We start from the raw sequence: 23,655 nt of genomic DNA on the forward strand, positions 1-23,655 counted from the left end.
AAGCTGCCTTTTTATCTTTATGAAAACATTTATAAAAGGCGACAAAAAGGTTCTAAACGCATGGGCCTTTTACGATTGGGCAAATTCAGTATATGCCTTGGTGATTTCTTCTTCCATTTTTCCGTTGTTTTATGGCGCGTTATTTAGGATAGAAGGCAAAACATCCACCTCGTTTTTTGGCATCGAAACACCTAGCGAATCCATAATAAGTTATGTTACAGCTATTGGATTTTTAATAATAGCTTTTATTTCGCCTTTGCTATCAGGTGTTGCTGATTATTTAGGAAACAAAAAGTTTTTTTTGAAATTATTTTGTTTGATTGGATCGCTCTCATGTATGATGCTTTATTTCTTCGATTTAGAAAATTTATACACAAGCTTGCTCTTTTATATGATGGCGCTGATTGGTTTCTGGGGAAGTTTAGTTTTTTACAATTCATACCTGCCCGATATTGCTTTTCCTGAACAACAAGATGCTATTTCTGCCAAAGGATATTCATTGGGATATATTGGATCAGTGATCTTGCTGATTATCAATTTAGCAATGGTTATGAAAAGTGAATTATTTGGTTTTGATGGACCTATGCAGGCAATGAAATTCTCCTTCGTATTGGTCGGAATTTGGTGGTTAGGATTCAGTCAGATATCTTACAGATTGTTGCCAAACTTCAGAAATTCAAAAAAAATAAATACACAAGCATTCTTTTCAGGTTTTAAAGAATTAAAGAAAATTTATAAAGAATTAAAGCAGTATCCTGTTCTAAAAGGATATTTATTTGCCTTTTTCGTTTACAGTATGGCTGTACAAACTGTAATGATTATTGCTGCCTATTTTGGTGAAAAAGAAGTGCAATGGGAAAGTGATGATCAGCGACAAATGGGGCTTATTATCAGTATTCTGCTCATTCAAATAATAGCTGTGATTGGAGCTATTTTAACTTCAAGATTATCAAAAAAAGTAGGCAATCTAAAAGCCTTGATTATTATAAACACAGCATGGATTTTTATCTGTATTTGCGCCTATTTCGTAGTAAAACCAATAAGTTTTTATATTGTTGCAGCAATGGTTGGAATGGTTATGGGAGGTATTCAATCCCTGTCGCGTTCTACCTATTCTAAATTGTTGCCAGAAAATACCACCGACACCACCTCTTTTTTTAGTTTTTATGATGTTACCGAAAAAATTGGAATAGTAATAGGAATGCTATTTTATGGAATGATCGCTCAAATAACAGGAAAAATGCAAAATGCTATCTTATTTTTGATTGTATTCTTTGCAGTAGGTATATTTCTATTAATAAAAACAGCAAAAAAGGAACGTATAAGTTAAAAAAAATAATATTTTTAAAAATACTTTCGTATGTAAAAAAAATAATTTTATATTTGGATAAATTTAACATTCTTAGTAATTCTTATGAGAAAATTAAAATATATTTTGGCATCGGTAGTTTTAGCAGCTGGATTTGCATCTTGTGAAACAGAACCTATTGATGAAACGTTAAATGACGAAACCTTAACAGGTAAAACATTATTTAGTTTTAACTTAAACGGGAAACAAACTGTAACTTCTGACGATGTTTCTGTTGGTTTTCCAAACGGAGGCATGACCATTACAGCAAAATTATCATTGGTGAATGAGGAGGATACTTCAAACCCTGAAACTAGATATAGACCTGCTTATCTATATATTAACTATAGTAGCTTAGAAATTGGTAACTTTCCCACACAGTTAAGTGTTGAAAATCCGAGTAATCTAGTTTGTGATGCAAGGTTATTGATTCAAGAATATGTAGCCGATGATGAAGGTGTGATGCAAAAGGTGTGGGTAGAATATTTAACTGACAATGCCGATGAGAATCAAAATGCGGGCTATTCCAACATAACCAGAGTAAACTCAAACGCAAAATATTTGAATGGAAATTTTGAATTGATTTTGTTTCCAGAGGAAGGAACCCCATTCGATCCACAAAGGCTAACAACAGGATCTTTCAACTATTTGAGATACGAATAAAACAAAACGTCTTACAATTTGTAAGGCGTTTTTTTATTGGCATAAATATTGAAACATTTACTTGATATATTTAAAATACAGTAAACAACATGTTTTGAAATGTTATTAAGATAAAATAATGACATTTTGACTTATAAAATATTTATGGCACAAGAAAAAATTATATCATTAGACAATTTGTCACTTCAAGACTTAGATTCAAATGCAGAATTTATTCCTTTGTTTTCTCAAGAAGATGAAGAGGCAATGAACAAAGAAGAAATCCCTGCAGAGCTTAGTATTCTACCATTGCGAAACATGGTTTTGTTTCCAGGGGTAGTAATTCCGATAACTGCTGGTCGCGATAAATCAATAAAACTTATTAATGATGCGTTGGCGGGCGACCGAACAATTGGTGTGGTGGCTCAGTTAAATGAATCGGTTGAGGTTCCAACCGGAAACGAAATTTATCGTTTTGGAACGGTTGCAAAAATTTTAAAAACCCTAAAATTGCCCGATGGCAACATCACAGTGATTTTGCAGGGTAAAAAGAATTTTGCTATTGATACAGTTTTGCAAGAGAATCCTTATATCAAAGCCAGCACGAAAGATGTTTTGGAAATAAAGCCCGAAACAAACGATATAGAATTTCATGCGATTATTGAATCTATAAAAGAAACTGCCCAAGAAATCATCCGCGAAAACCCAAGTATTCCATCTGAAGCTGCTTTTGCTATTAAAAATATTGAAAGCAATTCGTTTTTAGTGAATTTTGTGGCATCTAATCTAAACCTTGATGTGGCCGATAAACAAGCGCTTTTAGAAAACAACAACCTAAAAGAACGTGCTTTGGAAACGCTGCGACGCATGAATCTTGAGTTGCAAAAACTAAATCTTAAAAATGATATTCAAACCAAAGTTCGCGTAGATTTAGATCAACAGCAAAAGGAATATTTCTTAAATCAGCAAATAAAAACCATTCAAGAAGAGTTAGGTGGCGTTTCACACGAGCAGGAACTCGAAGAAATGCGTGCAAAAGCAAAGGCAAAAAAATGGGATGCTAAAATTCAAGAACATTTTGATAAGGAGTTGAGTAAAATGCAACGCATGAATCCGCAGGTTGCCGAGTTTTCTATCCAAAGAAATTATTTGGAGCTTTTGCTGGAACTGCCTTGGAATGAATATACAAAAGACAAATTTGACCTTAAAAATGCCAAGAAAATTTTAGATAAAGACCACTACGGTTTAGAAGATGTAAAACGTCGTGTGCTAGAGCACATGGCTGTTTTAAAGCTTCGAAACGATATGAAATCGCCTATTTTGTGTTTATACGGACCGCCTGGTGTGGGTAAAACATCAATAGGTAAATCAATCGCAACAGCTTTAGGCCGTGAATATGTTCGTATTTCGCTAGGCGGACTTCGAGATGAAGCCGAAATTCGCGGTCATCGAAAAACCTATATTGGAGCCATGCCCGGACGCATTATTCAATCTATCAAAAAAGCAAAAACATCAAATCCGGTGTTTGTTCTAGATGAAATTGATAAACTTTCAAGCAGTCATCAAGGCGATCCGTCGAGTGCGATGCTAGAAGTTTTAGATCCAGAACAAAACAAAGAATTCTATGACAACTTTTTAGAATTAGGGTTCGATTTGTCGAAGGTCATGTTTATAGCAACATCAAACAGTTTAAATACTATTCAGCCAGCTTTATTGGATCGAATGGAAATAATCGAAATGAACGGTTATACCATAGAAGAAAAAATTGAAATTTTAAAGCAACATTTACTTCCAAAACAATTAAAAGAGCATGGTTTAGGATCAAAATCGGTAACTATTCCTAAAAAAGTAATGGAATTTATCGTAACTAAATATACCCGCGAATCAGGAGTTCGCAAATTAGATAAACAAGTGGCAAATATTGCACGATTTATAGCAAAATCGATTGTTTTAGAAGAAGCTTACAATGAAAAATTGACTGAAGAAGACATAGTTACCATTTTAGGAGCTCCGAAATTTGATTACGATAAATACGAAACAAACGATGTTGCTGGTGTGGTTACTGGTTTGGCGTGGACCCGTGTTGGAGGAGATATTCTGTTTATTGAATCGATACTTTCTGAAGGAAAAGGAACGCTCACCATGACTGGAAATCTGGGTAATGTAATGAAAGAATCGGCAACGATTGCGCTAGAATACATCAAATCGAACAGTAATTTGTTTGGAATTGATGTAAAAATATTTGATAAATACAAAATTCACGTACACGTTCCAGAAGGTGCCACTCCGAAAGATGGTCCATCGGCTGGTATTGCTATGTTAACATCAATGGTTTCGAGTTTTACACAACGTAAAATCAAGAAAAACATAGCAATGACCGGTGAAATTACTTTGCGTGGAAAAGTACTTCCGGTGGGTGGTATCAAAGAAAAGATATTGGCAGCAAAACGCGCAAGTATCAAAGAAATTATTTTGTGCAAAGAAAATAAACGCGATATCGACCAGATAAAACCCGAATATTTAACAGGTTTAACGTTCCATTACGTGGATAAAATGACCGAGGTGATTGATATTGCATTAACCAACCAACAAGTTAAAAACGCAAAAGAACTTACGGTTAAAGAGGCTTAATGAATATATATTAATTGAATATAAAAGCTAGTACAGAAATGTATTAGCTTTTTTGTTATATTAGTATTATGAAAAATATAATCTTCGTTATTTTAGTTTTTTCAATTCAAATTTCATTTGCACAAGATGTTTTTTCTGAAAATATTAAACATGCAAATAAGAATATGGAAAATGGTTTAGATCGTTCTGATGAGTCTTTTAATGAACTTTTAGAATATTTAGAGACTATAAACGATTCAATTTATTGTGGATTAGAACATTATCTACAATCAAAAACTGAATTAATATATTATGTTCATAAATTTTCAGCTCCAACATATACTTATGCATTACCAAAATATTCAGGCTTTATAAAAGATATTGAAACAAATGAAGTATTTACTTTTAAGTATATATCTTATGATAACAAAAATTATAAATTATCTATAAATGAAATGAGTACAGATAATCCAAACTCTGAATATTACTCTTTTTTAATAGCAAATTATAGTTCGAATGCTAAGGGAATATTCTCTAAAATAAATCATTATAAAAAACAATATAAAGACTTATCAGTTAAAAAACTTTTGGGTGGAATAGAAGACTATGAGTTTTTATATATTTTGAATTCTAAGAAAAATGAGTACAAAGGTTACAGCTTTGTTTTATCCCATCTTATATTTCTAGATAAAGAAATTGAACAGTTTGAGAAATTTTAATCAAATTAAATAAAAGTTTCTTAATAATTTTCCACACAAAAACATACCAATTTTTTTATTCTGTCGTTATAAAGTTATATATTCGTTTTCATGTAATTTCACTAAACATGCGCAAACTATACACCTTAGTTTCATTTATAACACTCACAACTGCTACTGCACAAGTAGGCGGCAGAGATGCTTATCAGTTTTTACAAATGCCCACATCGCCAAAACAAGCGGCTTTAGGAGGCAGTAACGTTACCATAACCGGCAATGAAGTAAATCAGGTGCTCTATAATCCAGCATCATTAAATGCAGAAATGAACAATATGCTGGCTGCTAATTTTGGTAGTTATTATGGTGATATAAGTTTAGGAGCGGCTGCTTATGCACATCAATTAAAAAATGGAAGAAACGTTCATTTTGGGGTCACTTATTTAGGATATGGTTCTATTGATGGATATGATGAAAACGGAGTGAGTACTGGTTCTTTTTCAGGAAGCGACGTGGCAGTTTCCGTTGGATATGCACATCCTTTCAGCAATACCAATTTTTCGGTAGGTGCCAATTTAAAAGCAATTTCATCGACTTTAGAAAGCTATAACTCTTTTGCTGTGGCTGCTGATATTGGTGGATTGTATAATGATAAAGACAGTGGTTGGACCGTTGGTTTAACTTTTAAAAATTTGGGCGGTCAACTTTCAAGTTACGAAGATACACGCGAATCATTGCCTTTTGAAGCAGTTGTTGGTGTAAGTAAATTGCTAGAAAACGTGCCTATTCGTTGGCATTTCACCCTTGAAAACTTGCAGCAATGGGATGTTTCATTTTCTAATCCCAACCGTTCACAAGTAGATTTAGAAAACAATGTTACCCAAGAAGAAGTAAGTTTTGGAAACAATTTGTTGCGACATGTGGTGTTTGGAGTAGAGTTTTTTCCTGAAAAGAATTTCAATGTTCGCTTGGGATACAACTTTAGAAATGGCGAAGAAATGCGGATTTTAGAGCAAAGACACTTCGCCGGATTTACCGCCGGATTTGGCTTACAAGTTAAGCGTTTTCGATTTGAATATGCCTATAACCGATTTACCTTGGCAGGAAACACCAATTTATTTGGCTTGTCGGTAAAACTGTAATATTTTTGCAGCAAAAAGAAATTGTTTTGAAAAAAATCACCATAGCCATCGACGGGCATTCATCAACAGGTAAAAGCACTTTGGCAAAACAATTGGCAAAGGAATTGAATTACATTTATGTAGATACCGGAGCCATGTATCGTGCCGTGACTTTGTATGCCATGCAACAAGGTTTTATCTCACATGATTATTTTAATGAAAAAGAACTAGTTGCAAATTTGCAGCATATCTATCTTTCTTTTAAGTTTAATGAGCATTTAGGATTTGCAGAAATGTTTTTGAACGATGAAAACGTGGAAAAAGCCATTCGTTCGATCGAAGTATCTGGTTTTGTGAGCAAAATTGCGGCTGTTTCTGAAGTGCGGTCTAAATTGGTGCAACAGCAAAAAAGATATGGAATAGACAAAGGTGTGGTGATGGACGGACGCGATATAGGAACAGTAGTTTTTCCCGATGCCGAATTAAAAATTTTTATGACCGCTTCTGCTGAAATCCGAGCAAAACGCAGGTATTTAGAATTGCTTCCATCAAACCCATCTGTATCGTTTGATGAAGTATTGAAAAATGTTACCAACCGTGACGCAATTGATTCTACCCGCAAAGATTCTCCACTAATTATTGCACCCAATGCAATAGTAATTGATAATTCTAACCTTACAAAAGAAGAACAGTTTTCTAAAATTTTAGATTTGGCAACGCAAGCAATAAATGCCTAATTACCTACTATTTTTTTGGATAAAATTTATATTTTTACACACTTTTTATAAAAACAGAAAAAATGGGCATAAAATCAAAGTTAATCGCCATGAATTTCATGCAGTTCTTTGTTTGGGGAGCATGGTTAATCACCATTGGAAATTATTGGTTTGGCGATAAAAAATGGGACGGCACACAATTTGGAGCTGTTTTTGGAACTATGGGAATCGCATCGATTTTTGTTCCAACATTAACCGGTATCATTGCCGATCGCTGGATCAATGCAGAACGTTTATACGGATTCTTGCATATACTGTATGGTTTGGTGCTGTTTTATTTACCCGAAGTGAATAATCCTTCAGCTTTTTTCTATGTTATGCTTTTAGCGATGTGTTTTTATATGCCCACCATAGCACTTAACAATTCCATATCATATACCATTTTAAAAAACAAAGGTTTCGATGTAATTAAAGATTTTCCACCCATCAGAGTTTGGGGAACCGTGGGCTTTATAGCAGCAATGTGGCTCACAAATTTAACAGATAATAAGGCAACTGCCGGACAATTTTATATAGCAGGAGCATCGGCTGTTTTGTTGGGTTTGTATGCATTAACGTTGCCAAAATGTCCGCCATTGCGTTTAATCAATAAAGAAGCCCCACTAACTGAACAGTTGGGGTTAAATGCCTTTAAATTGTTTGGAAACTATAAAATAGCATTGTTTTTTATTTTTTCAATGTTTTTGGGTGGTGCCTTGCAATTAACAAACGCCTATGGAGATGTTTTTTTAACAGAGTTTGAACATTATCCGGCATATTTAGATTCAATAGTTGTAGAGAGATCCACCATAATCATGTCTATTTCTCAAATCTCCGAAACGCTTTTTATTCTAGCAATTCCTTTTTTCTTAAAGCGATATGGTATTAAAAAAGTAATGCTTATTTCAATGCTTGCTTGGGTGTTGCGCTTTGGATTATTTGCCTATGGCGATCCGGCAGGAGGTTTGTGGATGATTATCCTTTCATGTATTGTATATGGAATGGCGTTTGATTTCTTTAATATATCAGGTTCATTATTTGTAGAAACCAACACAAGTGCCAAAATTCGCTCTTCTGCTCAAGGATTGTTTATGATGATGACTAATGGTTTCGGGGCGGTGATTGGTAGCAACGTAGCAGGTTGGGCAATTGATAAATTTTTTACGCATTCATTTGCTACAGCCGATTCATTAGCACAAGAATTAAACACCACAGCCAATAATCCTAAATTTATTTCTATTTTGAAAGATTCTTTCGGTGTAACCTTTTCAGAAAGCGGTTTGCTAAGCAGTGAAGTATTGCTTAAAGATTGGAACAACATTTGGCTTAGTTTTGCTATTTATTCATTAATCATTGCTGTTCTGTTTGCAATTTTCTTTAAACATAAGCACAACCCTAATGAATTAGATCAGATAAATCATTAAAAAAAACAGAGGTGAAAGCCTCTGTTTTTTTATAGAAATAAATGCGTCAAAGTGTAAATAAGCAACCCAACAAGTCCACCAACCAATGTGCCGTTTATGCGAATGTATTGTAAATCTTTACCCACTTCTAATTCCAATTTTTCGCTTAATTCATTGCCGTCCCATTTTTCAACAGTTTGCGTAATGATTTTGCCTACTTCGTTACTGTTTTTCAAAACCACTTTATACACATATTGTTTGGCATATTTATCAATATTTTCTTGCAAATCTAGATCTTCATTAAAAGTAATAATCATTTGCTGTATGTTTTGATTTATGTAGCGATTGATTGTTGCTTCGGGATTGTTTAACTTAGAAAGTACTTCTTTTTTTAAGCGAATCCAAATATCTTGAGTGTATTCTAAAAGTTTTTGCTTGGTAATGAATTCTTCTTTGATTTGATCAAATTTTTCGTGCCAATCATCTTTTTCATTCAAATCTTCCACCACCTGATGCAGTTTTGTTGTCACCGCCAATCGAATATCATGCTGCGGATTGTTTTCAATTTCTTGCAAAAACGTTGTGATGCCTGAAATTAATTGATTAGTAACCGATTTTCCACCGATTAATCCCAAAATAGGTTGCTTTTCTACCACTTTTTTATAGATTAATTCCCGATTTTTTTCCACATATTCTTGCGCTTGTGGCAAGATAATATCCAATAATCGGTCGTGTTCGTTGTGATCTAAAAGATAGAGTAGGGAAGTGGCGGCCAATTTTTCTAATCTAATTTCTTTAGTAAGCTCAAAACCTTTGTTTGCAAGCATTTCAGCAATCGATTCATCGTTTAAATTAATCACAATACGCTGAATAAGTTTGTTGCATTCCGTATGTAAAATACGTTGGTTTTTCTCTTTAGAAAGCCAGTCTTTTAAATAATCGCTCACTGATAACTGATCAATATACGGACGAATATTGGCTGCGGTTAAAAAATTTGAACTAACAAAAGTTCCTAGATTGGTACCCAAAGCATTTTTATTATTGGTGATTAAATTTGTATGTGGAATTTTTAACCCCAAAGGATATTTAAACAGCGCAGTAACAGCAAACCAATCTGCCAAAGCTCCAACCATTCCCGCTTCTGAAAATGCACGAACATATTCCATCCAATTTTGGGGATTATGCTCTAAAAGGTACATCATACTCACATAAACTATTGCCATTAAAACAAACAGCCCAGTTGCCAATAATTTATGTTTTTTTAATTGTTTCTTTTTAAAATCTTCTTTCATTTGTTGCCACTTTTTATGTAAGGTACGATTTTTTGTATAAATTATTATAAACACATATATAGAAATTTAAAGTAGAGTTGCTGAAAAGATGTTGTATTGTAGATTGTTGTAATCTAATACTAAATTTCCATTGTTTGCTAATATTTATTAGAGCAAATTATCCAGATTTTAATTACTAAAGTTTTTTTTAGTGAATAATTATATTTTATATCGAATGATTAAGCTAACTCAAGTAATAAGTAAAAAATATACTTCTAAAAAGGTTTAAGTTAACTAATTTTAAAAAGGAATAAGTTCAAATTTTTTTATTGTTCTTATTGCAACTGTGCATAATGCACAATATTTTTTTACAATATACAGCAATACAATTTACATTATACATCCATATAATCTACATTACAGAGCAATCATCAGCTAACCGCAATAGGGATTGCAGCCTTGTTGGAGCTCTTTGTTTTTTGCAAAGAAAAACAAAAGCGACGGCGGAAAGCCCGACCTGAAACGTTAGTGGAAGGGATTGCCCTTATGAAATTATATGAAATCAATAATTTTTTCTAATGCCATGCCGCGCGATCCTTTGATGAGCAGTAAATGGTTGTTGATGGGTTGTTTTTTGAGATGCGTAATGAAATCGTCTAAGTTGGTAAAATATTTTACGGTATCGGATACTATTTGATTGCTGTAAAAGTGTTGCCCTATAAAAATGGTTGGTATTTTGGTTTCGATTGCTTGTTTGATAATGGTTGTATGCTCTGTATTGGATGCGGTGCCCAATTCGAACATATCACCTAAAATCATGGCTTTTGAAGGCTCTTGTAGTTGGCAAAAGTTATCAATGGCTACTTGCATGCTACTTGGATTGGCATTGTAGGCATCTAATAGGATGTTTTTGTTGTTTATTTTTGTCCACTGTGAGCGGTTGTTTTGCGGGATGTATTCCTCGATGGCTTGCTTAATTGTCTCGAATGGAATGTTAAAATAATTACCTATGCAGACTGCAAAAGCGATGTTGGGCAGGTTGTATGATCCGGTGAGATTGGATTGTATATCGATATTGTTTACTTGCATAGACGCCATGGGTTGGGCGTTTGCATTGCTGATTTGCAGGTTTGCAGCTGGATTGTTTTTGGTGGAAAAACCGTAATGGTTGATAGATTGTGTTTTTTGAACTTGTGTGGCATCGTCAAAGTTTACAAAAGCCGTTTTTTTGTTTTCACTTAGGTAGTCATACATTTCGCTTTTGCCTATAATGACTCCTTCTATACCGCCAAAACCTTCTAGATGTGCTTTGCCAAAATTGGTGATGAAACCAAAATCGGGTTGGGTGATTTTGCACAATAATTCGATTTCCTTTTGATGGTTTGCTCCCATTTCAATGATGGCAAGGTCTGTTTCTTCGGTAATTCGCAACAGGGTGAGTGGTACGCCTATATGATTGTTTAAATTGCCAATGGTGGCAATGGTGTTGTATTTTTTGCTTAGAACCGCGTGAAGGAGCTCTTTGCTTGTGGTTTTTCCATTGCTTCCAGTTAGTGCGATTATGGGTAATCCAATATGAAACCTATGAAAACCTGCTAAATCTTGAAGGGTTTTAAGTACGTCGGTTACAATAATGAGCTTATTATTTTCTATTTTTTTTAGGTTGATATCATCTACAACGGCGTATGCGGCTCCTTTTTCAAGGGCTTGCAAAGCAAATTCATTGGCGTTGAAATTGGCTCCTTTCAAAGCAAAGAACATACTGTTGGGCAAAATGTTTCGTGTGTCGGTGCTCACACCATTGCATTGTGTGAACAATGCGTAAAGTTCGAATAATTCCATAATTGTACTTAAAGTCTTTAAGTGTTTTGTGTTGCAAATTTAACATTATTTAGTTTTTGGCGAAACGATTGCTGTAAAACAATCTATACCATATTCTCTGGCTTTACCCATTCATCAAATTCTTCCGAAGTGAGGTATCCCAAGGTAATTGCCGTTTCTTTTAAAGTGGTATTGTTTTTATGCGCCATTTGGGCAATCTCGGCGGCTTTGTAATAGCCTATTTTTGGGTTTAAAGCTGTTACCAGCATTAACGAGTTATCTACCAATTCTTTAATTCGATCATAATTTGGTTCAATACCTTTTGCGCAATGTTCGTTAAACGATGCACAAGCATCGCCAATTAATCGTGCGGATTGTAGAAAGTTTGCTGCCATGAGTGGTTTAAATACATTCAGTTCGAAATGACCTTGCGCACCGCCAAATGTAATTGCTACATCGTTACCAATGATCTGAGCGGCAACCATTGTTAACGCTTCGCATTGTGTAGGATTTACTTTACCTGGCATAATAGACGATCCTGGTTCGTTTTCGGGAAGTAACAATTCCCCAATGCCCGATCTAGGTCCTGATGCAAGCATTCGGATATCGTTTGCAATTTTGTTTAATGATACGGCTAATTGTTTTAACGCACCATGGGTTTCCACAATGGCATCGTGTGCAGCCAAAGCCTCAAATTTATTTTCAGCGGTTATGAACGGAAATTTTGTGAATTGTGCGATATATTTTGCTACCAATACATCATAGCCTTTTGGAGTGTTTAAACCGGTGCCAACAGCAGTTCCTCCTAAAGCGATTTCGGTTAAATGATGCAATGTGTTTCTTAAAGCTTTTAATCCGTGGTTAAGCTGAGATACATAACCTGAAAATTCTTGACCTAAAGTAAGCGGAGTGGCATCCATTAAATGTGTTCTTCCAATTTTTACTACATTTTTAAATGCTTCTGCTTTTTCTTGTAAGGTATTTCGCAATTGTTCGATTCCCGGAATGGTAACTTGCTGAATGATTTTATAAGCCGCAATGTGCATCGCAGTGGGAAATGTGTCATTTGATGATTGCGATTTATTCACATCATCGTTTGCTTTTAAAACACTTTTTTCGGCACCAATCTTTAAACCAGCTAAAACTTGTGCACGATTGGCAATTACTTCGTTTACATTCATATTAGATTGCGTTCCGGAACCCGTTTGCCAAATCACCAAAGGAAACTGATCGCTTAATGTTCCGCTCAAAACTTCATCACAAACGGCAGCAATGGCATCTCTTTTTTCTACCGAAAGTACCCCTAAATCGCAATTGGCATAAGCAGCGGCTTTTTTTAAATAAGCAAATCCTTCAATAATTTCGATAGGCATAGATGCTTCTGCACCAATTTTGAAATTGTTTCGGGAACGTTCAGTTTGTGCACCCCATAGTTTATCTGCTGGTACTTTTACAGGACCCATTGTATCGGTTTCAATTCTATATTCCATCTTTATTAGTTGTTTTTGTTGATACAATTAAAGGTACGGCTTAAAATCGATTAATCCATTTTTAGAAATATTTTTTAGAATTAATTAAGATTTTTGTTTGGGTAGTTAAAGTTTCGTTATATCTTTGTAACTGTATACACAAAAAATTCCGGAATCATGTTTGAATTTCAACAATTTATAGCTTTTTTAATTGGGTTAACAATCTTAACCATGGGTTTTTGGTTGATGTTTTTCCTTGTTAGCTTTGTATTTTACTGGGCTTTTGGAGGAGCAGCTGATCTTATTAAAGAGAAAAAAGCTAAAAGAGATGCATAAAAAAATGTATTAAAAAAAATCCTTTTCAAACGAAAAGGATTTTTTGTTTTTTAACCCATTGTGGTATAAACATTTTGCACATCATCGTCTTCCTCGATTTTATCCAAAAGTTTTTCAACATCTGCGATTTGCTCCTCAGTGAGTTCTTTTGTTACTTGCGGAATTCGATCAAAACCAGATGATAAAATTTCCATATTGCGTTCTTCTAATTCTTTTTGAATCGAACCAAAGCTATTAAATGGTGCATAGATTAAAATACCGTCTTCGTCTTCAAAAATCTCATCTACACCTGCATCGATTAGCTCTAATTCAAACTCTTCCAAATCCAAACCTTCCACTTTAGCTATTCTGAAATTGCAGGTATGATCAAACATAAACTCAACCGAACCTTGGGTTCCTAAAGTTCCATTGCACTTATTAAAGTATGAACGAATGTTCGCGACTGTTCGGTTGTTATTATCTGTGGCTGTTTCAATTAATACGGCAATTCCGTGGGGTGCATATCCTTCAAACAAAACTTCTTTATAGTTAGCTGTATCTTTGTCTGATGCCTTTTTAATTGCACGTTCTACGTTGTCTTTCGGCATATTAGCTGCCTTAGCATTTTGAATAACAGCACGCAAACGGGCATTGGTTTCAGGGTTTGGACCGCCCTCTTTAACAGCCATAACGATGTCTTTACCAATACGTGTAAACGTTTTAGCCATTGCCGACCAGCGTTTCATTTTTCTTGCTTTTCTAAATTCAAATGCTCTTCCCATTTCTTCTTTTTATTAAATTTATACAAAATTATAGAAAAGTTGTTTTTCTTAAAAAAAAAACCTAGTTTATTTCATTAAAGTCTGTTCTTTTAAATAGTCAACTGCGTGTCGGCCTTCGTTAAAAAGCAAGTCTAGAATGCTTAAATTATTCAAAAAACCGTGTTTGTCATCAAATACTTGGGTGTAGGTTTCAAAGGTGTTGTTGTCTTTCTTTCCGTTTGCTAAATGTCTGAAATCGGTTTGCGAAACTTCTTTAAAATACTCTTCGGTTTGTGTGTACGGAAGCTGTATGCCTAAGCAATTTGCTACAATTTCATGAATTTGGAAATTCAAATCCATCAAAAAAGTATGCTTTTTTTCGAAAATCGGTCGCATATCATCTTCAAAAAACTCGAAATAAGGCGATGTGCGGTATCCGGCTTCTAACGACTTAAAGTGTTGCTTTTGCCAGTTAAAATCGTTTTCAATTTTCACATCGCGGTATTTTTGATGCAATTGTTCTTTGCTGTGCTTAATGGGTATGTTTAACAACTGCAAACCGTTTGCGCTGTAAATGTACATACGGTTGCGGTTGGTTTGTTTTTGAAAATGATCATCTGCTTCGAAAACAACATTTTCAGCTTGAAGCATTGCCACATAATGACTTACCGATGCAAAATAAGTTGGATGTATTAAAATATCCATTAATAATTGTATTTTTTTGATTTACGTTTTTTAACGAAACTATACGCAATCCATCCTGCTAAAAGCACCATGAAGTAAATAAAGAACGAATGTGGTTTACCTGTTCCGTGAACAGTTGTAAACAAACGCTCCCAACGAATTTTATCGAACAATTTACCAAATGGTACGTTAGGATCCATACTCATCCAGATGAAAACAGGTTTTCCTACAATATGATCGGCAGGAACAAAACCCCAATAACGACTGTCTTCTGAATTGTGGCGGTTGTCACCCATCATATAGTAATAGTCTTGTTGAATGGTGTAGGTCGTTGCTGGTTGATCGTTTATAAAGATAGAACCATTTTTTACGTCTAATTTATTGTGTTCGTAATCGGTAATAATGGCTTTATAAAAAGGCAATGTTTCGGTATTTAACTGCACCACTTCGCCTTTTGCCGGAATATGAATCGGACCTAAATTGTCACGAGTCCAAGGTTTTGAATGTGGGAAGATTGCTAATTTATCATTAATATTTAATTCAGATCCATAGCGAATATCTTTTTCTATTTTTACAATTGACGATAGTGTTTTCATATCATTAAAAGCCTCATCAGTCATTGATAATAAAAAGATATTTGGGTTTTGTGGATTTTGACCTCCATCTGTTATCTGATGTTTTTGTATTAAATTGAATAATCCAGTATTGTCCCCATTTGTTTCTACTGTATATGAGTACTGAATCTTCGCACGATCACCTAAATCTAAAACTTTATCGTTGATATATACAATTCCATCTTTAATTTGTAAGTTGTCGCCTGGTAAACCAACAGTTCTTTTAACGTAATTCGATTTTTTATCCAATGGTTTATCGGCTCTTCTTCCTGAACGATCAAAGAATTGATACACCGTATCAACAGGCCAGTTAAAAACCATAATGTCGTTGTGGGCAGGTTTTTCAAAACCAGGAAAACGCATCGCTGGTATTTGCGGAAATTTACTGTATGATTTTACTTTTGCCAACGGAATGGTATCGTGCACCATTGGGAACGCAATGGCAGTTTGCGGAACACGTGCACCATAGTTTACTTTACTCACAAAAAGGAAATCGCCTACTAACAACGTTTTTTCTAACGATGATGTAGGGATTGTAAATGGCTGAATGAAAAACGTATGTATAATGGTTGCAACAACCACTGCAAACAATATAGAACTCACTGTTTCACCAGCTTCGGTTTTTGGTTTTATGCTGCGATTTTGTATATAGCTAACATTTTCAAAATAATTTATATAATACACGTAAAAACCAAGTGTAACAACACCTAAAATAGTATCTACTGTGGAGTTTTTACCAAAACTGCGCAAGGTTTCCACCCAAACAACCGGAAACATAATAAGGTTTACAATAGGAATAAACAAAAGAATAACCCACCATTTTGGTCGATTGATTATTTGCATTAAAACCACTGCATTGTAAACAGGAACAGCTGCTTCCCACGCTTTTCTGCCTGCTTTTACATATAATTTCCATGTGCCTAAAAAGTGAATCACTTGAACCGCAAGGAAAAATAAAAACCATTGTGTAAATGTCATAACCTAAATATTTTTTAACGAATATACTTTTTTTTGTAAAATTACTTTTGCTCTGCAACAAAAATAACCAATGTTTTTTTACCACATAGCTTTTTATTACTATTAGATTTATTGATAAGGATACATAGGTTGGTGTTTACAAAATTAAACATAGTATTTATAAGATACTTTTTGTTTAGGGATTTCAATAATCTATGTGCTTATGTGGTTTGTTTACTAACCTAAATTCAAAACGTCTTTCATGGTAAAGATGCCTTTTTTGCCCAAAATCCATTCGGCAGCTACCACAGCACCCAAAGCAAAACCTTGTCGTGAAAATGCGGTATGCTTTATTTCAATTTCATCAACCGCAGATTTATAATAAACGCTGTGTGTTCCTGGAACATCCTCTATTCGTTTAGCATCGATATAAATTTGGTTTTCTTTAGCAGAATCCATGGTCCATTGTTCATAATTTGTTTCGGCAATGATTCCTTGTGCCAATGAAATGGCTGTTCCGCTGGGCGCATCTAATTTTTGTGTATGATGAATTTCTTCCATCGATACATTGTATTCTTTAATATTCGCCATTAATTTTGCCAAATACGAATTCAGTTCAAAAAATAAATTGACACCTACGCTGAAATTCGATCCATATAAAAAAGCACCATTTTTTTCTTTGCACAACTGTACCATATCATTGTATTGTTCCAACCAACCCGTTGTGCCTGAAACTACTGGAATGTTATGCTCAAAACATGTGCTGATATTTTCAGTTGCAGCAGTTGGAATACTGAAATCAATTGCCACATCGGCATGTTCCAAACCACTGTAATCGTTTTCTTCGGTCTTTCTTAAAACTATTTCGTGACCACGTTCCAAGGCAATTTTTTCAATTTCTTTGCCCATTTTTCCGTAGCCTAACAATGCTATTTTCATTTAGTATAGATTTTTTTTAACGCATAATGGCTATTAGAATCGATAGCTTACATTTACGTTAAAGTGGTGTTGATTAATTAATGGATTGTATTCTAAAACCGGTTTAAAAGTAAGATCTTCATCAACGTTGAACTGCTGCAAATGCGCATCTACATTGGCATCTACAATATTTAAAACATAGAGACCAATTGTAATAAAAAGCGATAAATCGCGGTTTCGTTGTGCATTTCTTTGTACAGCAAGCAATTGCTCTTCGGTATATGTTCCTACTTTTGGATTATTGGTTTGATCGATGCCCCGCAAGCGTAATTTGTATTCATCGCGCGCCCGATTGTATTTTTTTTGATTGTCTAAGTAAAAATACATACTGGTTCCCAAACCACCATAAACCAACGGAATTTTCCAGTAACTTTTATTATAATATTGTCCCAATCCGGGCAAAATTGCGGAATAAAAAGCTGCTTTAGACGGTGCCAAAGGATCCATTGCTTGTTGATTTAATTGTATTTGCTGGGGTTGTGTGCGAAGCATTTGCAGGGAATCGTTTTGTGCAAATCCGCAGGTAGCAACTAATGCAGAAACAAGTATATAAAACTTAGAAAACACTATTTTTTTAACAATTTAATGATACGATCCAAGTCTTCTGCCGAATGAAAAGGAACATTTATAGCACCTTTACCACTTGCTGCAATTTTCACATCGACTTTTGCTCCAAAAAAATCGGTAAAGATTTTTCGCTGGGAATCAGAAATCGTGTAGGTGATTTTTTTCTTTGCAGGTGCGCTGTTATTGTTCAACAACCCTTCTTGATAAGCTTTTACCAAGGCTTCGGTTTCGCGAACCGATAGGTTTTCTTTAATAATTTTATGATAGATGTCGGTTTGGGCTTCGTGATCTTCGATATTGATAATAGCACGACCATGCCCCATAGAAATAAATCCATCGCGAATACCGCTTTGAATGATTGGATCTAATCGCAACAAACGCAAATAATTGGTGATTGTGGAGCGTTTTTTTCCTACACGATCGCTCATTTGCTCTTGTGTTAACTGAATTTCATCAATCAATCGTTGGTACGACATTGCAATTTCGATTGGATCTAAATCGTGGCGTTGAATGTTTTCTACCAAAGCCATTACCAATGAATCGTTATCATTTGCAATGCGGATATAAGCTGGAATGGTTTTTAAGCCTGCCAATTTAGAAGCGCGCAAACGGCGTTCACCCGAAATAAGTTCGTATTTATTGAATTCTAGTTTGCGAACGGTGATGGGTTGAATTACACCTAATTCTTTAATCGATTTAGAAAGTTCGTGTAATGTTTCTTCGTTAAAATTGGTTCTTGGTTGAAATGGGTTTACGGTGATAGCCTCTAATTCCAACTCAATAATATTGCCAACAACTTTGTCTGCATTGGTATCTTCAACCGATTGAATATCGTTGGCAGGATCTTTTAAAAGAGCCGATAAACCACGACCCAAGGCTTGTTTTTTAACTGCTTTTGCCATAATTAGTTAGTGCTGTTTTTTTGAATAATTTCTTGTGCCAAGCTTAAATAGTTGCTTGCGCCTTTGCTTGCAGCATCATAATTAATAATACTTTCACCAAAAGAAGGAGCTTCGCTTAATTTTACGTTGCGCTGAATTACCGTTTCAAAAACCATATCGTTGAAATGTTTTTGCACTTCGTCAACCACTTGGTTTGATAAACGCAAACGCGAATCATACATCGTTAAAAGTAAACCTTCGATATCTAAATTGGGGTTGTGAATTTTTTGAACACTTTTAATGGTGTTCAGCAATTTACCCAATCCTTCTAAAGCAAAATATTCGCATTGAATAGGAATTACCACCGAATCGGCAGCTGTTAATGCATTTAAAGTGAGCAACCCTAACGATGGTGCACAGTCTATAATAATATAATCATATTGATCTTTAATGGAAGCCAATGCTTGTTTCAGCATGTACTCGCGGTTTTCTTTGTCAACTAATTCAATTTCTATAGCTACTAAATCGATATGAGCCGGAATTAAATCAACATTTGGTGCCGAACATTCTAAAGCAGCTTCTTGTGGCGTAACGCTGTGTTCTAAAATTTGATAAGTTCCTGCTTCAACCGACTCTACATCAATTCCTAAACCAGACGTAGCATTTGCCTGCGGGTCGGCATCAATAAGAAGTACTTTTTTTTCCAGCGCACCCAAAGATGCTGCTAAATTAACAGAGGTAGTGGTTTTTCCAACACCACCTTTTTGATTGGCTATAGCAATGATTTTACCCATTTTTTTTTCTACAAAATTTGAAGTGTAAAAATACAATTAATTATCTTAACAAAAAATGCTATTTTCCTTTTATGATTTCTTTTTAAGATGAATTTAGCTAATAGCCCCGTATTGTGTTTATATTCAATTTATAATAACATACTAAAAATCATCTATTCACGTTAATTTAACATTTATAAGCTATACCGATTCGTTTCAAATAGTTTCCTTTATATATTTGCATCTTTTAAAAATGAACATGTATCTAAAAAGATTATTTTTTATTGTATTTTTCGTGGGCGGGACATGCGCTTATTCACAAACCGACTCATTAACTGCTGAAACATTTGATTTTGAAGCACCGCTAACCGATACCCTGCAAATCGCAACGAGTTCTGCGGATTCCATACATTCTATTGCCCCTAAAACTCCAGATATTATCCGCATTTCAGATGCTTTTTTATACACGTTGTCATCACCCATTCGCTGGCAGAAAAACGATTTAGCCACTTTGGGAGTTGCTTTGGGAGGAACAATGCTTTTAAGCTTGGCCGATAAACCTATGAATGAATTTATGTTCAGAGATCAAGGTGCTTTTGCAAACAAATTGGGCAATTTTGGATACCACAACGGAAAGCCTTATGCTTCGGTTATTGTGGCCGGTGGATTTTATGCAACAGGTTGGATTATTAATGATGAATGGACAAAAGAAACCGCTGCCATATTAACTTCGGCTTATGCAACATCGGGTGTATTGCAGTCGGCAATGAAAAAAATTGTGGGCAGAGCTAGGCCAACAGAGGGTTTAGGAAACTATTCTTTTAGGCCTTTTAAAAACGATCCGGGTTTTAGTTCGTTTCCATCGGGACATTCTCAAATTGCTTTTGTAACTGCGATAGTTTTGGCCGAAAGAGTGGATCAAACATGGTTAAAAGGAATTTTTTATACAACTGCAGCGGTAACTATGGCAAGCAGAATGTATGCCAATGCGCATTGGTTAAGCGATGTAGCTTTTGGCGGTATTTTAGCCTATTTTTGCACCAAAACGGTTATTAAACGATTTGATCAAACCAAATACGAAAACCCTTGGGAAAAGTTTAAAAAGAAAAACATCAATTGGAATTTTTCTCTTTCAGGTAACGGAGTTGGATTAATTGGGACTTTTTAGGATAATATTTACCGATTCAGGTTGTCATTCCGTAGGATTTTTTTTATTATTTATTAATCTTTTGAAGAGATGCTTACGGTATGGCAAACGTTGTGAATAATTTAATTTACATTACAATTAACAATGTTATTCAAAAAGGTTGATCTTTAGTATTTATGAATTATAATTATTTACATTTTCAAATATTATTTTGATATCCTTAATATATTGTTCTTTTACGTTTTTACCAGACTTATCAATTAATCCTTCTACTTTTGGTTTTTCAGTTGTAGCATCTTTGTCTCTAATATCATTAGTAGGGATTACTTGAAATTGATATTCTTCATATTTTTTTGAAATTTTCTCAATTTCTACTTCCATATTTTTATCTAAGATTACGCTAATTTTTTCATAGCCTAGTTTTTTTAATAAATCTAAAATTTTATCCAGATTACCCGCTCCTCCAATACCCCAGCCAAAAAAATTAGCTGAAATATTAAGGTTTAGTAATTCTATTATTTTTTTTAAATATATCACATCTTCTTGACCCTCAACGAGAATTAAGTTGTCTTCTAGAAAAAATATCTCTTTAGCGTCTGTTCCAAGAGTGTGTGGATTGAATAAGTTTCCTAATAGACTTCTTATGGAATCAATTTGATTTGACTCTATTTGATTTATTTGAGTACCCTTATTTTTTCTAATAACTCTTGCTAGGGAACCTCCGTTAATCAATGATTCCCAACTTATGAAATATGGTGAATGGGTAGAGATAACAATTTGTCTGGTAGCTGAATATTCTAGCAATAACTCAGATAATTTTCTTTGTAAACTTGGATGTAATGAAAGTTCAGGTTCATCAATTACTATAATATCGCCTTCTTTCGAATCATATAAAGCATCAATTATTGTAAAAATACTTAACAAGCCTTCTCCTGCCCCCTCACTACTATGATAATGGTTATCATAATTAAATTTAATATAGTAATTCCCATTATCTGATTGGTCTATAGTCCAATTAGGTAAAGGGTTTAATACTTTTGACAAAACTTTATTAAACTCGTCCGGGCTTTTATTTATATTGAAAAGTCTATAGGAGAAATTATTGTAGTTAGCGCTTCTCTGACTTTCAAAAGTATCATTTTGAAAAAAATCATTTCTAGACCAACTATTTTTTATAAAATAAGGTTCAAAAGTTCTCCGTGATTTTATTACAAAAATATTTACATCTTTTGCAATTAGATCATTTTCGATTGTTTCAATTTCACTTCCTCCGTGACTTGAGGTTTTTAAAATTATATTATTTGCATTAACATTCTCCAGAATAATCTCAACTCTATCATTAGCAATTTTATTTCTCTTACCTTCAGTAAAACTTGGTTTATTATAACTTTTTATACTATTTAAAGCTTTAAAGGCTTCAATAATAGTTGATTTACCGGAGTTGTTTGGACCAACTAATATTGTTAGACCACTTCCCAATTTATCATTTGGAATACTAAGTATAAACTCGCTTTTTTGAGAAAAGCCTCTTAAGCCAGAAATTGAAATTTTTTTGAACATAAAATGTTATCTTTTTTTACATATAATATTTCGATTAGCACCTAAAAATAAACTATTTTTTTATTATTTACTCCCTTTTGCTTTAATCATTTGTTCCAGCATGTCCCACAATTCTTTTGGAATATTTTCCAGCATATTAAATTCGCCGGCACCTTGCAACCATTCACCTCCGTCAATTGTTACCACTTCGCCGTTGATGTATTGTGAAAAATCGGAAACTAAGTAAGCAGCTAAATTCGCCAATTCTTGATGATTACCTACGCGTCTTAATGGCACTTGTTTAGTAATATCAAACTGATCTTTTAAATTACCCGGCAATAAACGATCCCAAGCACCTTTGGTAGGAAAAGGTCCTGGAGCAATGGCATTCATGCGAATTCCGTATTTAGCCCATTCCACTGCCAAACTGCGTGTCATTGTCAACACCCCTGCTTTTGCAGTTGCACTTGGTACTACATAGCCCGAACCTGTCCAAGCATAAGTTGTAACAATATTTAAAACGGTTTTGTTCTTTTCGCCTTTGTCAATCCAATGTTTTCCCAAAGCAAGTGTACAGTTTTTGCTTCCTTTTAAAACAATGTCGATAATAGTATCAAAAGCATTTGCCGATAAACGTTCGGTAGGAGAGATGAAGTTACCCGCAGCGTTGTTCAGCAAAACATCCACTTTTCCAAACGCAGATAAAACCTGTTGCAACATATTTTCTACCTGATCGTAATGACGCACATCGCAAGCTATTGGCAAACATGTTCCGCCTGTTTTTTCTTCTAATTCTTTTGCCGTATTTTGTAGTTTTTCAATATCGCGAGAAGTAATGGCAACTTTTGCACCCAACTCTAAAAAATAGGTGGTCATGGCTTTACCCAAACCGCTGCCACCACCTGTTACAATAATAACTTTACCTTTTAACGCATCGTCGCGTAACATTTTTTGTGAAAAATCCATATATTATAATTTAGTTGGTTTGGTAAATATACAAAAAAAGTATGCATGCATAGTATTTTTTCGTCAAAATCAAAATATTCAACGCTCGAAATTTTATTACAAGTGTTTAAATGTTAAAAAATGGAGTTAACATGTTTATGCTAAGTTAACTAAAAATTAACCTTAAAAAAACAACGAAAATAATTTGCGTGTTTCATAAAATCTCAAGTACTTTGCAATCGCAATAACGAAATGAAAGTTATCGCCCACAAAAAAAACTTTTTCAAAAAAAGCAAAAATAAATTTGCTGATTAAAAAATAAGTTTTACTTTTGCAACCGCTTTGAGAGAGAGGCGAAG

The 23,655-nt window shown here is 34.4% G+C and carries 21 protein-coding genes; 9 read left to right on the plus strand and 12 right to left on the minus strand.

The window, feature by feature from the left end:
* Positions 1–19 precede the first annotated feature (19 nt).
* The 7 genes from NPX36_RS09065 to NPX36_RS09095 all read left to right on the plus strand — a co-directional run bounded on the left by NPX36_RS09065 (position 20) and on the right by NPX36_RS09095 (position 8,595).
* Positions 20–1,330, plus strand: a complete 1,311-nt coding sequence (locus NPX36_RS09065) for an MFS transporter (RefSeq protein ID WP_257498414.1) — start codon at positions 20–22, stop codon at positions 1,328–1,330.
* An 84-nt stretch (positions 1,331–1,414) separates the two neighbouring features.
* The gene (locus NPX36_RS09070) at positions 1,415–2,011 is read left to right on the plus strand and encodes a hypothetical protein (RefSeq protein WP_257498415.1); all 597 of its coding nucleotides are present in this window, start codon (positions 1,415–1,417) and stop codon (positions 2,009–2,011) included.
* Positions 2,012–2,155: 144 nt separating this feature from the next.
* Positions 2,156–4,621: an endopeptidase La gene (gene lon, locus NPX36_RS09075; RefSeq protein WP_257498416.1), complete on the plus strand. Its 2,466-nt coding sequence runs from the start codon at positions 2,156–2,158 to the stop codon at positions 4,619–4,621.
* Between the two features lie 68 nt (positions 4,622–4,689).
* The gene (locus NPX36_RS09080) at positions 4,690–5,319 is read left to right on the plus strand and encodes a hypothetical protein (RefSeq protein ID WP_257498417.1); all 630 of its coding nucleotides are present in this window, start codon (positions 4,690–4,692) and stop codon (positions 5,317–5,319) included.
* 107 nt (positions 5,320–5,426) lie between these two features.
* Positions 5,427–6,437, plus strand: coding sequence for a type IX secretion system protein PorQ (porQ, locus tag NPX36_RS09085; protein WP_257498418.1), 1,011 nt, complete (start codon positions 5,427–5,429; stop codon positions 6,435–6,437).
* A gap of 26 nt (positions 6,438–6,463) precedes the next feature.
* Positions 6,464–7,153, plus strand: a complete 690-nt coding sequence (gene cmk / locus NPX36_RS09090; RefSeq protein ID WP_257498419.1) for a (d)CMP kinase — start codon at positions 6,464–6,466, stop codon at positions 7,151–7,153.
* Positions 7,154–7,215: 62 nt separating this feature from the next.
* Complete coding sequence (locus tag NPX36_RS09095; protein ID WP_257498420.1) at positions 7,216–8,595, plus strand: nucleoside permease; 1,380 nt, start codon at positions 7,216–7,218, stop codon at positions 8,593–8,595.
* Between the two features lie 29 nt (positions 8,596–8,624).
* Here NPX36_RS09095 and NPX36_RS09100 read toward each other — a convergent pair whose 3' ends face one another.
* The 3 genes from NPX36_RS09100 to fumC form a co-directional block, all read right to left on the minus strand.
* Positions 8,625–9,866, minus strand: a complete 1,242-nt coding sequence (locus NPX36_RS09100) for a DUF445 domain-containing protein (protein ID WP_257498421.1) — start codon at positions 9,864–9,866, stop codon at positions 8,625–8,627.
* A gap of 531 nt (positions 9,867–10,397) precedes the next feature.
* A complete protein-coding gene (locus NPX36_RS09105; protein WP_257498422.1) occupies positions 10,398–11,687 on the minus strand; it encodes a UDP-N-acetylmuramoyl-tripeptide--D-alanyl-D-alanine ligase in 1,290 nt (429 codons plus the stop codon).
* Between the two features lie 83 nt (positions 11,688–11,770).
* On the minus strand, positions 11,771–13,156 hold the full coding sequence (gene fumC, locus NPX36_RS09110) for a class II fumarate hydratase (RefSeq protein ID WP_257498423.1): 1,386 nt from the start codon (positions 13,154–13,156) through the stop codon (positions 11,771–11,773).
* 156 nt (positions 13,157–13,312) lie between these two features.
* On the opposite strand from fumC, the gene NPX36_RS09115 reads away from it, so the two are divergent.
* The gene (locus NPX36_RS09115; protein ID WP_257498424.1) at positions 13,313–13,471 is read left to right on the plus strand and encodes a hypothetical protein; all 159 of its coding nucleotides are present in this window, start codon (positions 13,313–13,315) and stop codon (positions 13,469–13,471) included.
* 50 nt (positions 13,472–13,521) lie between these two features.
* Here the strand turns inward: NPX36_RS09115 and NPX36_RS09120 are convergent, their stop codons facing one another.
* From NPX36_RS09120 to NPX36_RS09150, 7 genes are all read right to left on the minus strand, one after another.
* Positions 13,522–14,232, minus strand: a complete 711-nt coding sequence (locus NPX36_RS09120) for a YebC/PmpR family DNA-binding transcriptional regulator (protein WP_257498425.1) — start codon at positions 14,230–14,232, stop codon at positions 13,522–13,524.
* 66 nt (positions 14,233–14,298) lie between these two features.
* Positions 14,299–14,916 carry a WbqC family protein gene (locus NPX36_RS09125; protein ID WP_257498426.1) on the minus strand — a complete coding sequence of 206 codons (618 nt, stop codon included), beginning with the start codon at positions 14,914–14,916 and terminating at the stop codon, positions 14,299–14,301.
* Positions 14,916–16,487, minus strand: a complete 1,572-nt coding sequence (gene lepB, locus NPX36_RS09130) for a signal peptidase I (protein ID WP_257498428.1) — start codon at positions 16,485–16,487, stop codon at positions 14,916–14,918. Before lepB ends, NPX36_RS09125 begins: the two co-directional genes overlap by 1 nt.
* Before the next feature lie 216 nt (positions 16,488–16,703).
* Positions 16,704–17,405, minus strand: coding sequence for a 4-hydroxy-tetrahydrodipicolinate reductase (dapB, locus tag NPX36_RS09135; protein ID WP_257498429.1), 702 nt, complete (start codon positions 17,403–17,405; stop codon positions 16,704–16,706).
* Positions 17,406–17,438: 33 nt separating this feature from the next.
* A complete protein-coding gene (locus NPX36_RS09140; protein ID WP_257498430.1) occupies positions 17,439–18,011 on the minus strand; it encodes a DUF5683 domain-containing protein in 573 nt (190 codons plus the stop codon).
* Entirely contained in the window at positions 18,011–18,913 is a 903-nt protein-coding gene (locus NPX36_RS09145; RefSeq protein ID WP_257498431.1) for a ParB/RepB/Spo0J family partition protein, read from the minus strand. Before NPX36_RS09145 ends, NPX36_RS09140 begins: the two co-directional genes overlap by 1 nt.
* A 2-nt stretch (positions 18,914–18,915) precedes the next feature.
* A complete protein-coding gene (locus NPX36_RS09150; protein ID WP_257498432.1) occupies positions 18,916–19,686 on the minus strand; it encodes a ParA family protein in 771 nt (256 codons plus the stop codon).
* Between the two features lie 232 nt (positions 19,687–19,918).
* Here NPX36_RS09150 and NPX36_RS09155 point away from each other — a divergent pair, with 232 nt between their 5' ends.
* On the plus strand, positions 19,919–20,833 hold the full coding sequence (locus NPX36_RS09155) for a phosphatase PAP2 family protein (RefSeq protein ID WP_257498433.1): 915 nt from the start codon (positions 19,919–19,921) through the stop codon (positions 20,831–20,833).
* 153 nt (positions 20,834–20,986) lie between these two features.
* Here the strand turns inward: NPX36_RS09155 and NPX36_RS09160 are convergent, their stop codons facing one another.
* Together NPX36_RS09160 and NPX36_RS09165 are read right to left on the minus strand one after the other, a co-directional pair.
* Complete coding sequence (locus NPX36_RS09160; protein WP_257498434.1) at positions 20,987–22,372, minus strand: ATP-dependent nuclease; 1,386 nt, start codon at positions 22,370–22,372, stop codon at positions 20,987–20,989.
* 63 nt (positions 22,373–22,435) lie between these two features.
* Positions 22,436–23,317, minus strand: coding sequence for an SDR family oxidoreductase (locus NPX36_RS09165; protein ID WP_257498435.1), 882 nt, complete (start codon positions 23,315–23,317; stop codon positions 22,436–22,438).
* Positions 23,318–23,655 lie beyond the last annotated feature (338 nt).

The organism is Paenimyroides aestuarii, assembly GCF_024628805.1.
GTDB lineage: Bacteria > Bacteroidota > Bacteroidia > Flavobacteriales > Flavobacteriaceae > Flavobacterium > Flavobacterium aestuarii_A.

What these genes read in the sequence shown, in the direction of transcription:
- NPX36_RS09160 (WP_257498434.1), bottom strand. Translation starts at nt 22,372, where the DNA reads ATGTTCAAAAAAATTTCAATTTCTGGCTTAAGAGGCTTTTCTCAAAAA.
- lepB (WP_257498428.1), bottom strand. Translation starts at nt 16,487, where the DNA reads ATGACATTTACACAATGGTTTTTATTTTTCCTTGCGGTTCAAGTGATT.
- NPX36_RS09115 (WP_257498424.1), top strand. Translation starts at nt 13,313, where the DNA reads ATGTTTGAATTTCAACAATTTATAGCTTTTTTAATTGGGTTAACAATC.
- NPX36_RS09120 (WP_257498425.1), bottom strand. Translation starts at nt 14,232, where the DNA reads ATGGGAAGAGCATTTGAATTTAGAAAAGCAAGAAAAATGAAACGCTGG.
- NPX36_RS09125 (WP_257498426.1), bottom strand. Translation starts at nt 14,916, where the DNA reads ATGGATATTTTAATACATCCAACTTATTTTGCATCGGTAAGTCATTAT.
- NPX36_RS09155 (WP_257498433.1), top strand. Translation starts at nt 19,919, where the DNA reads ATGAACATGTATCTAAAAAGATTATTTTTTATTGTATTTTTCGTGGGC.
- fumC (WP_257498423.1), bottom strand. Translation starts at nt 13,156, where the DNA reads ATGGAATATAGAATTGAAACCGATACAATGGGTCCTGTAAAAGTACCA.
- NPX36_RS09080 (WP_257498417.1), top strand. Translation starts at nt 4,690, where the DNA reads ATGAAAAATATAATCTTCGTTATTTTAGTTTTTTCAATTCAAATTTCA.
- NPX36_RS09100 (WP_257498421.1), bottom strand. Translation starts at nt 9,866, where the DNA reads ATGAAAGAAGATTTTAAAAAGAAACAATTAAAAAAACATAAATTATTG.
- NPX36_RS09165 (WP_257498435.1), bottom strand. Translation starts at nt 23,317, where the DNA reads ATGGATTTTTCACAAAAAATGTTACGCGACGATGCGTTAAAAGGTAAA.
- NPX36_RS09145 (WP_257498431.1), bottom strand. Translation starts at nt 18,913, where the DNA reads ATGGCAAAAGCAGTTAAAAAACAAGCCTTGGGTCGTGGTTTATCGGCT.
- dapB (WP_257498429.1), bottom strand. Translation starts at nt 17,405, where the DNA reads ATGAAAATAGCATTGTTAGGCTACGGAAAAATGGGCAAAGAAATTGAA.
- NPX36_RS09150 (WP_257498432.1), bottom strand. Translation starts at nt 19,686, where the DNA reads ATGGGTAAAATCATTGCTATAGCCAATCAAAAAGGTGGTGTTGGAAAA.
- porQ (WP_257498418.1), top strand. Translation starts at nt 5,427, where the DNA reads ATGCGCAAACTATACACCTTAGTTTCATTTATAACACTCACAACTGCT.
- NPX36_RS09105 (WP_257498422.1), bottom strand. Translation starts at nt 11,687, where the DNA reads ATGGAATTATTCGAACTTTACGCATTGTTCACACAATGCAATGGTGTG.
- lon (WP_257498416.1), top strand. Translation starts at nt 2,156, where the DNA reads ATGGCACAAGAAAAAATTATATCATTAGACAATTTGTCACTTCAAGAC.
- NPX36_RS09065 (WP_257498414.1), top strand. Translation starts at nt 20, where the DNA reads ATGAAAACATTTATAAAAGGCGACAAAAAGGTTCTAAACGCATGGGCC.
- NPX36_RS09095 (WP_257498420.1), top strand. Translation starts at nt 7,216, where the DNA reads ATGGGCATAAAATCAAAGTTAATCGCCATGAATTTCATGCAGTTCTTT.
- NPX36_RS09070 (WP_257498415.1), top strand. Translation starts at nt 1,415, where the DNA reads ATGAGAAAATTAAAATATATTTTGGCATCGGTAGTTTTAGCAGCTGGA.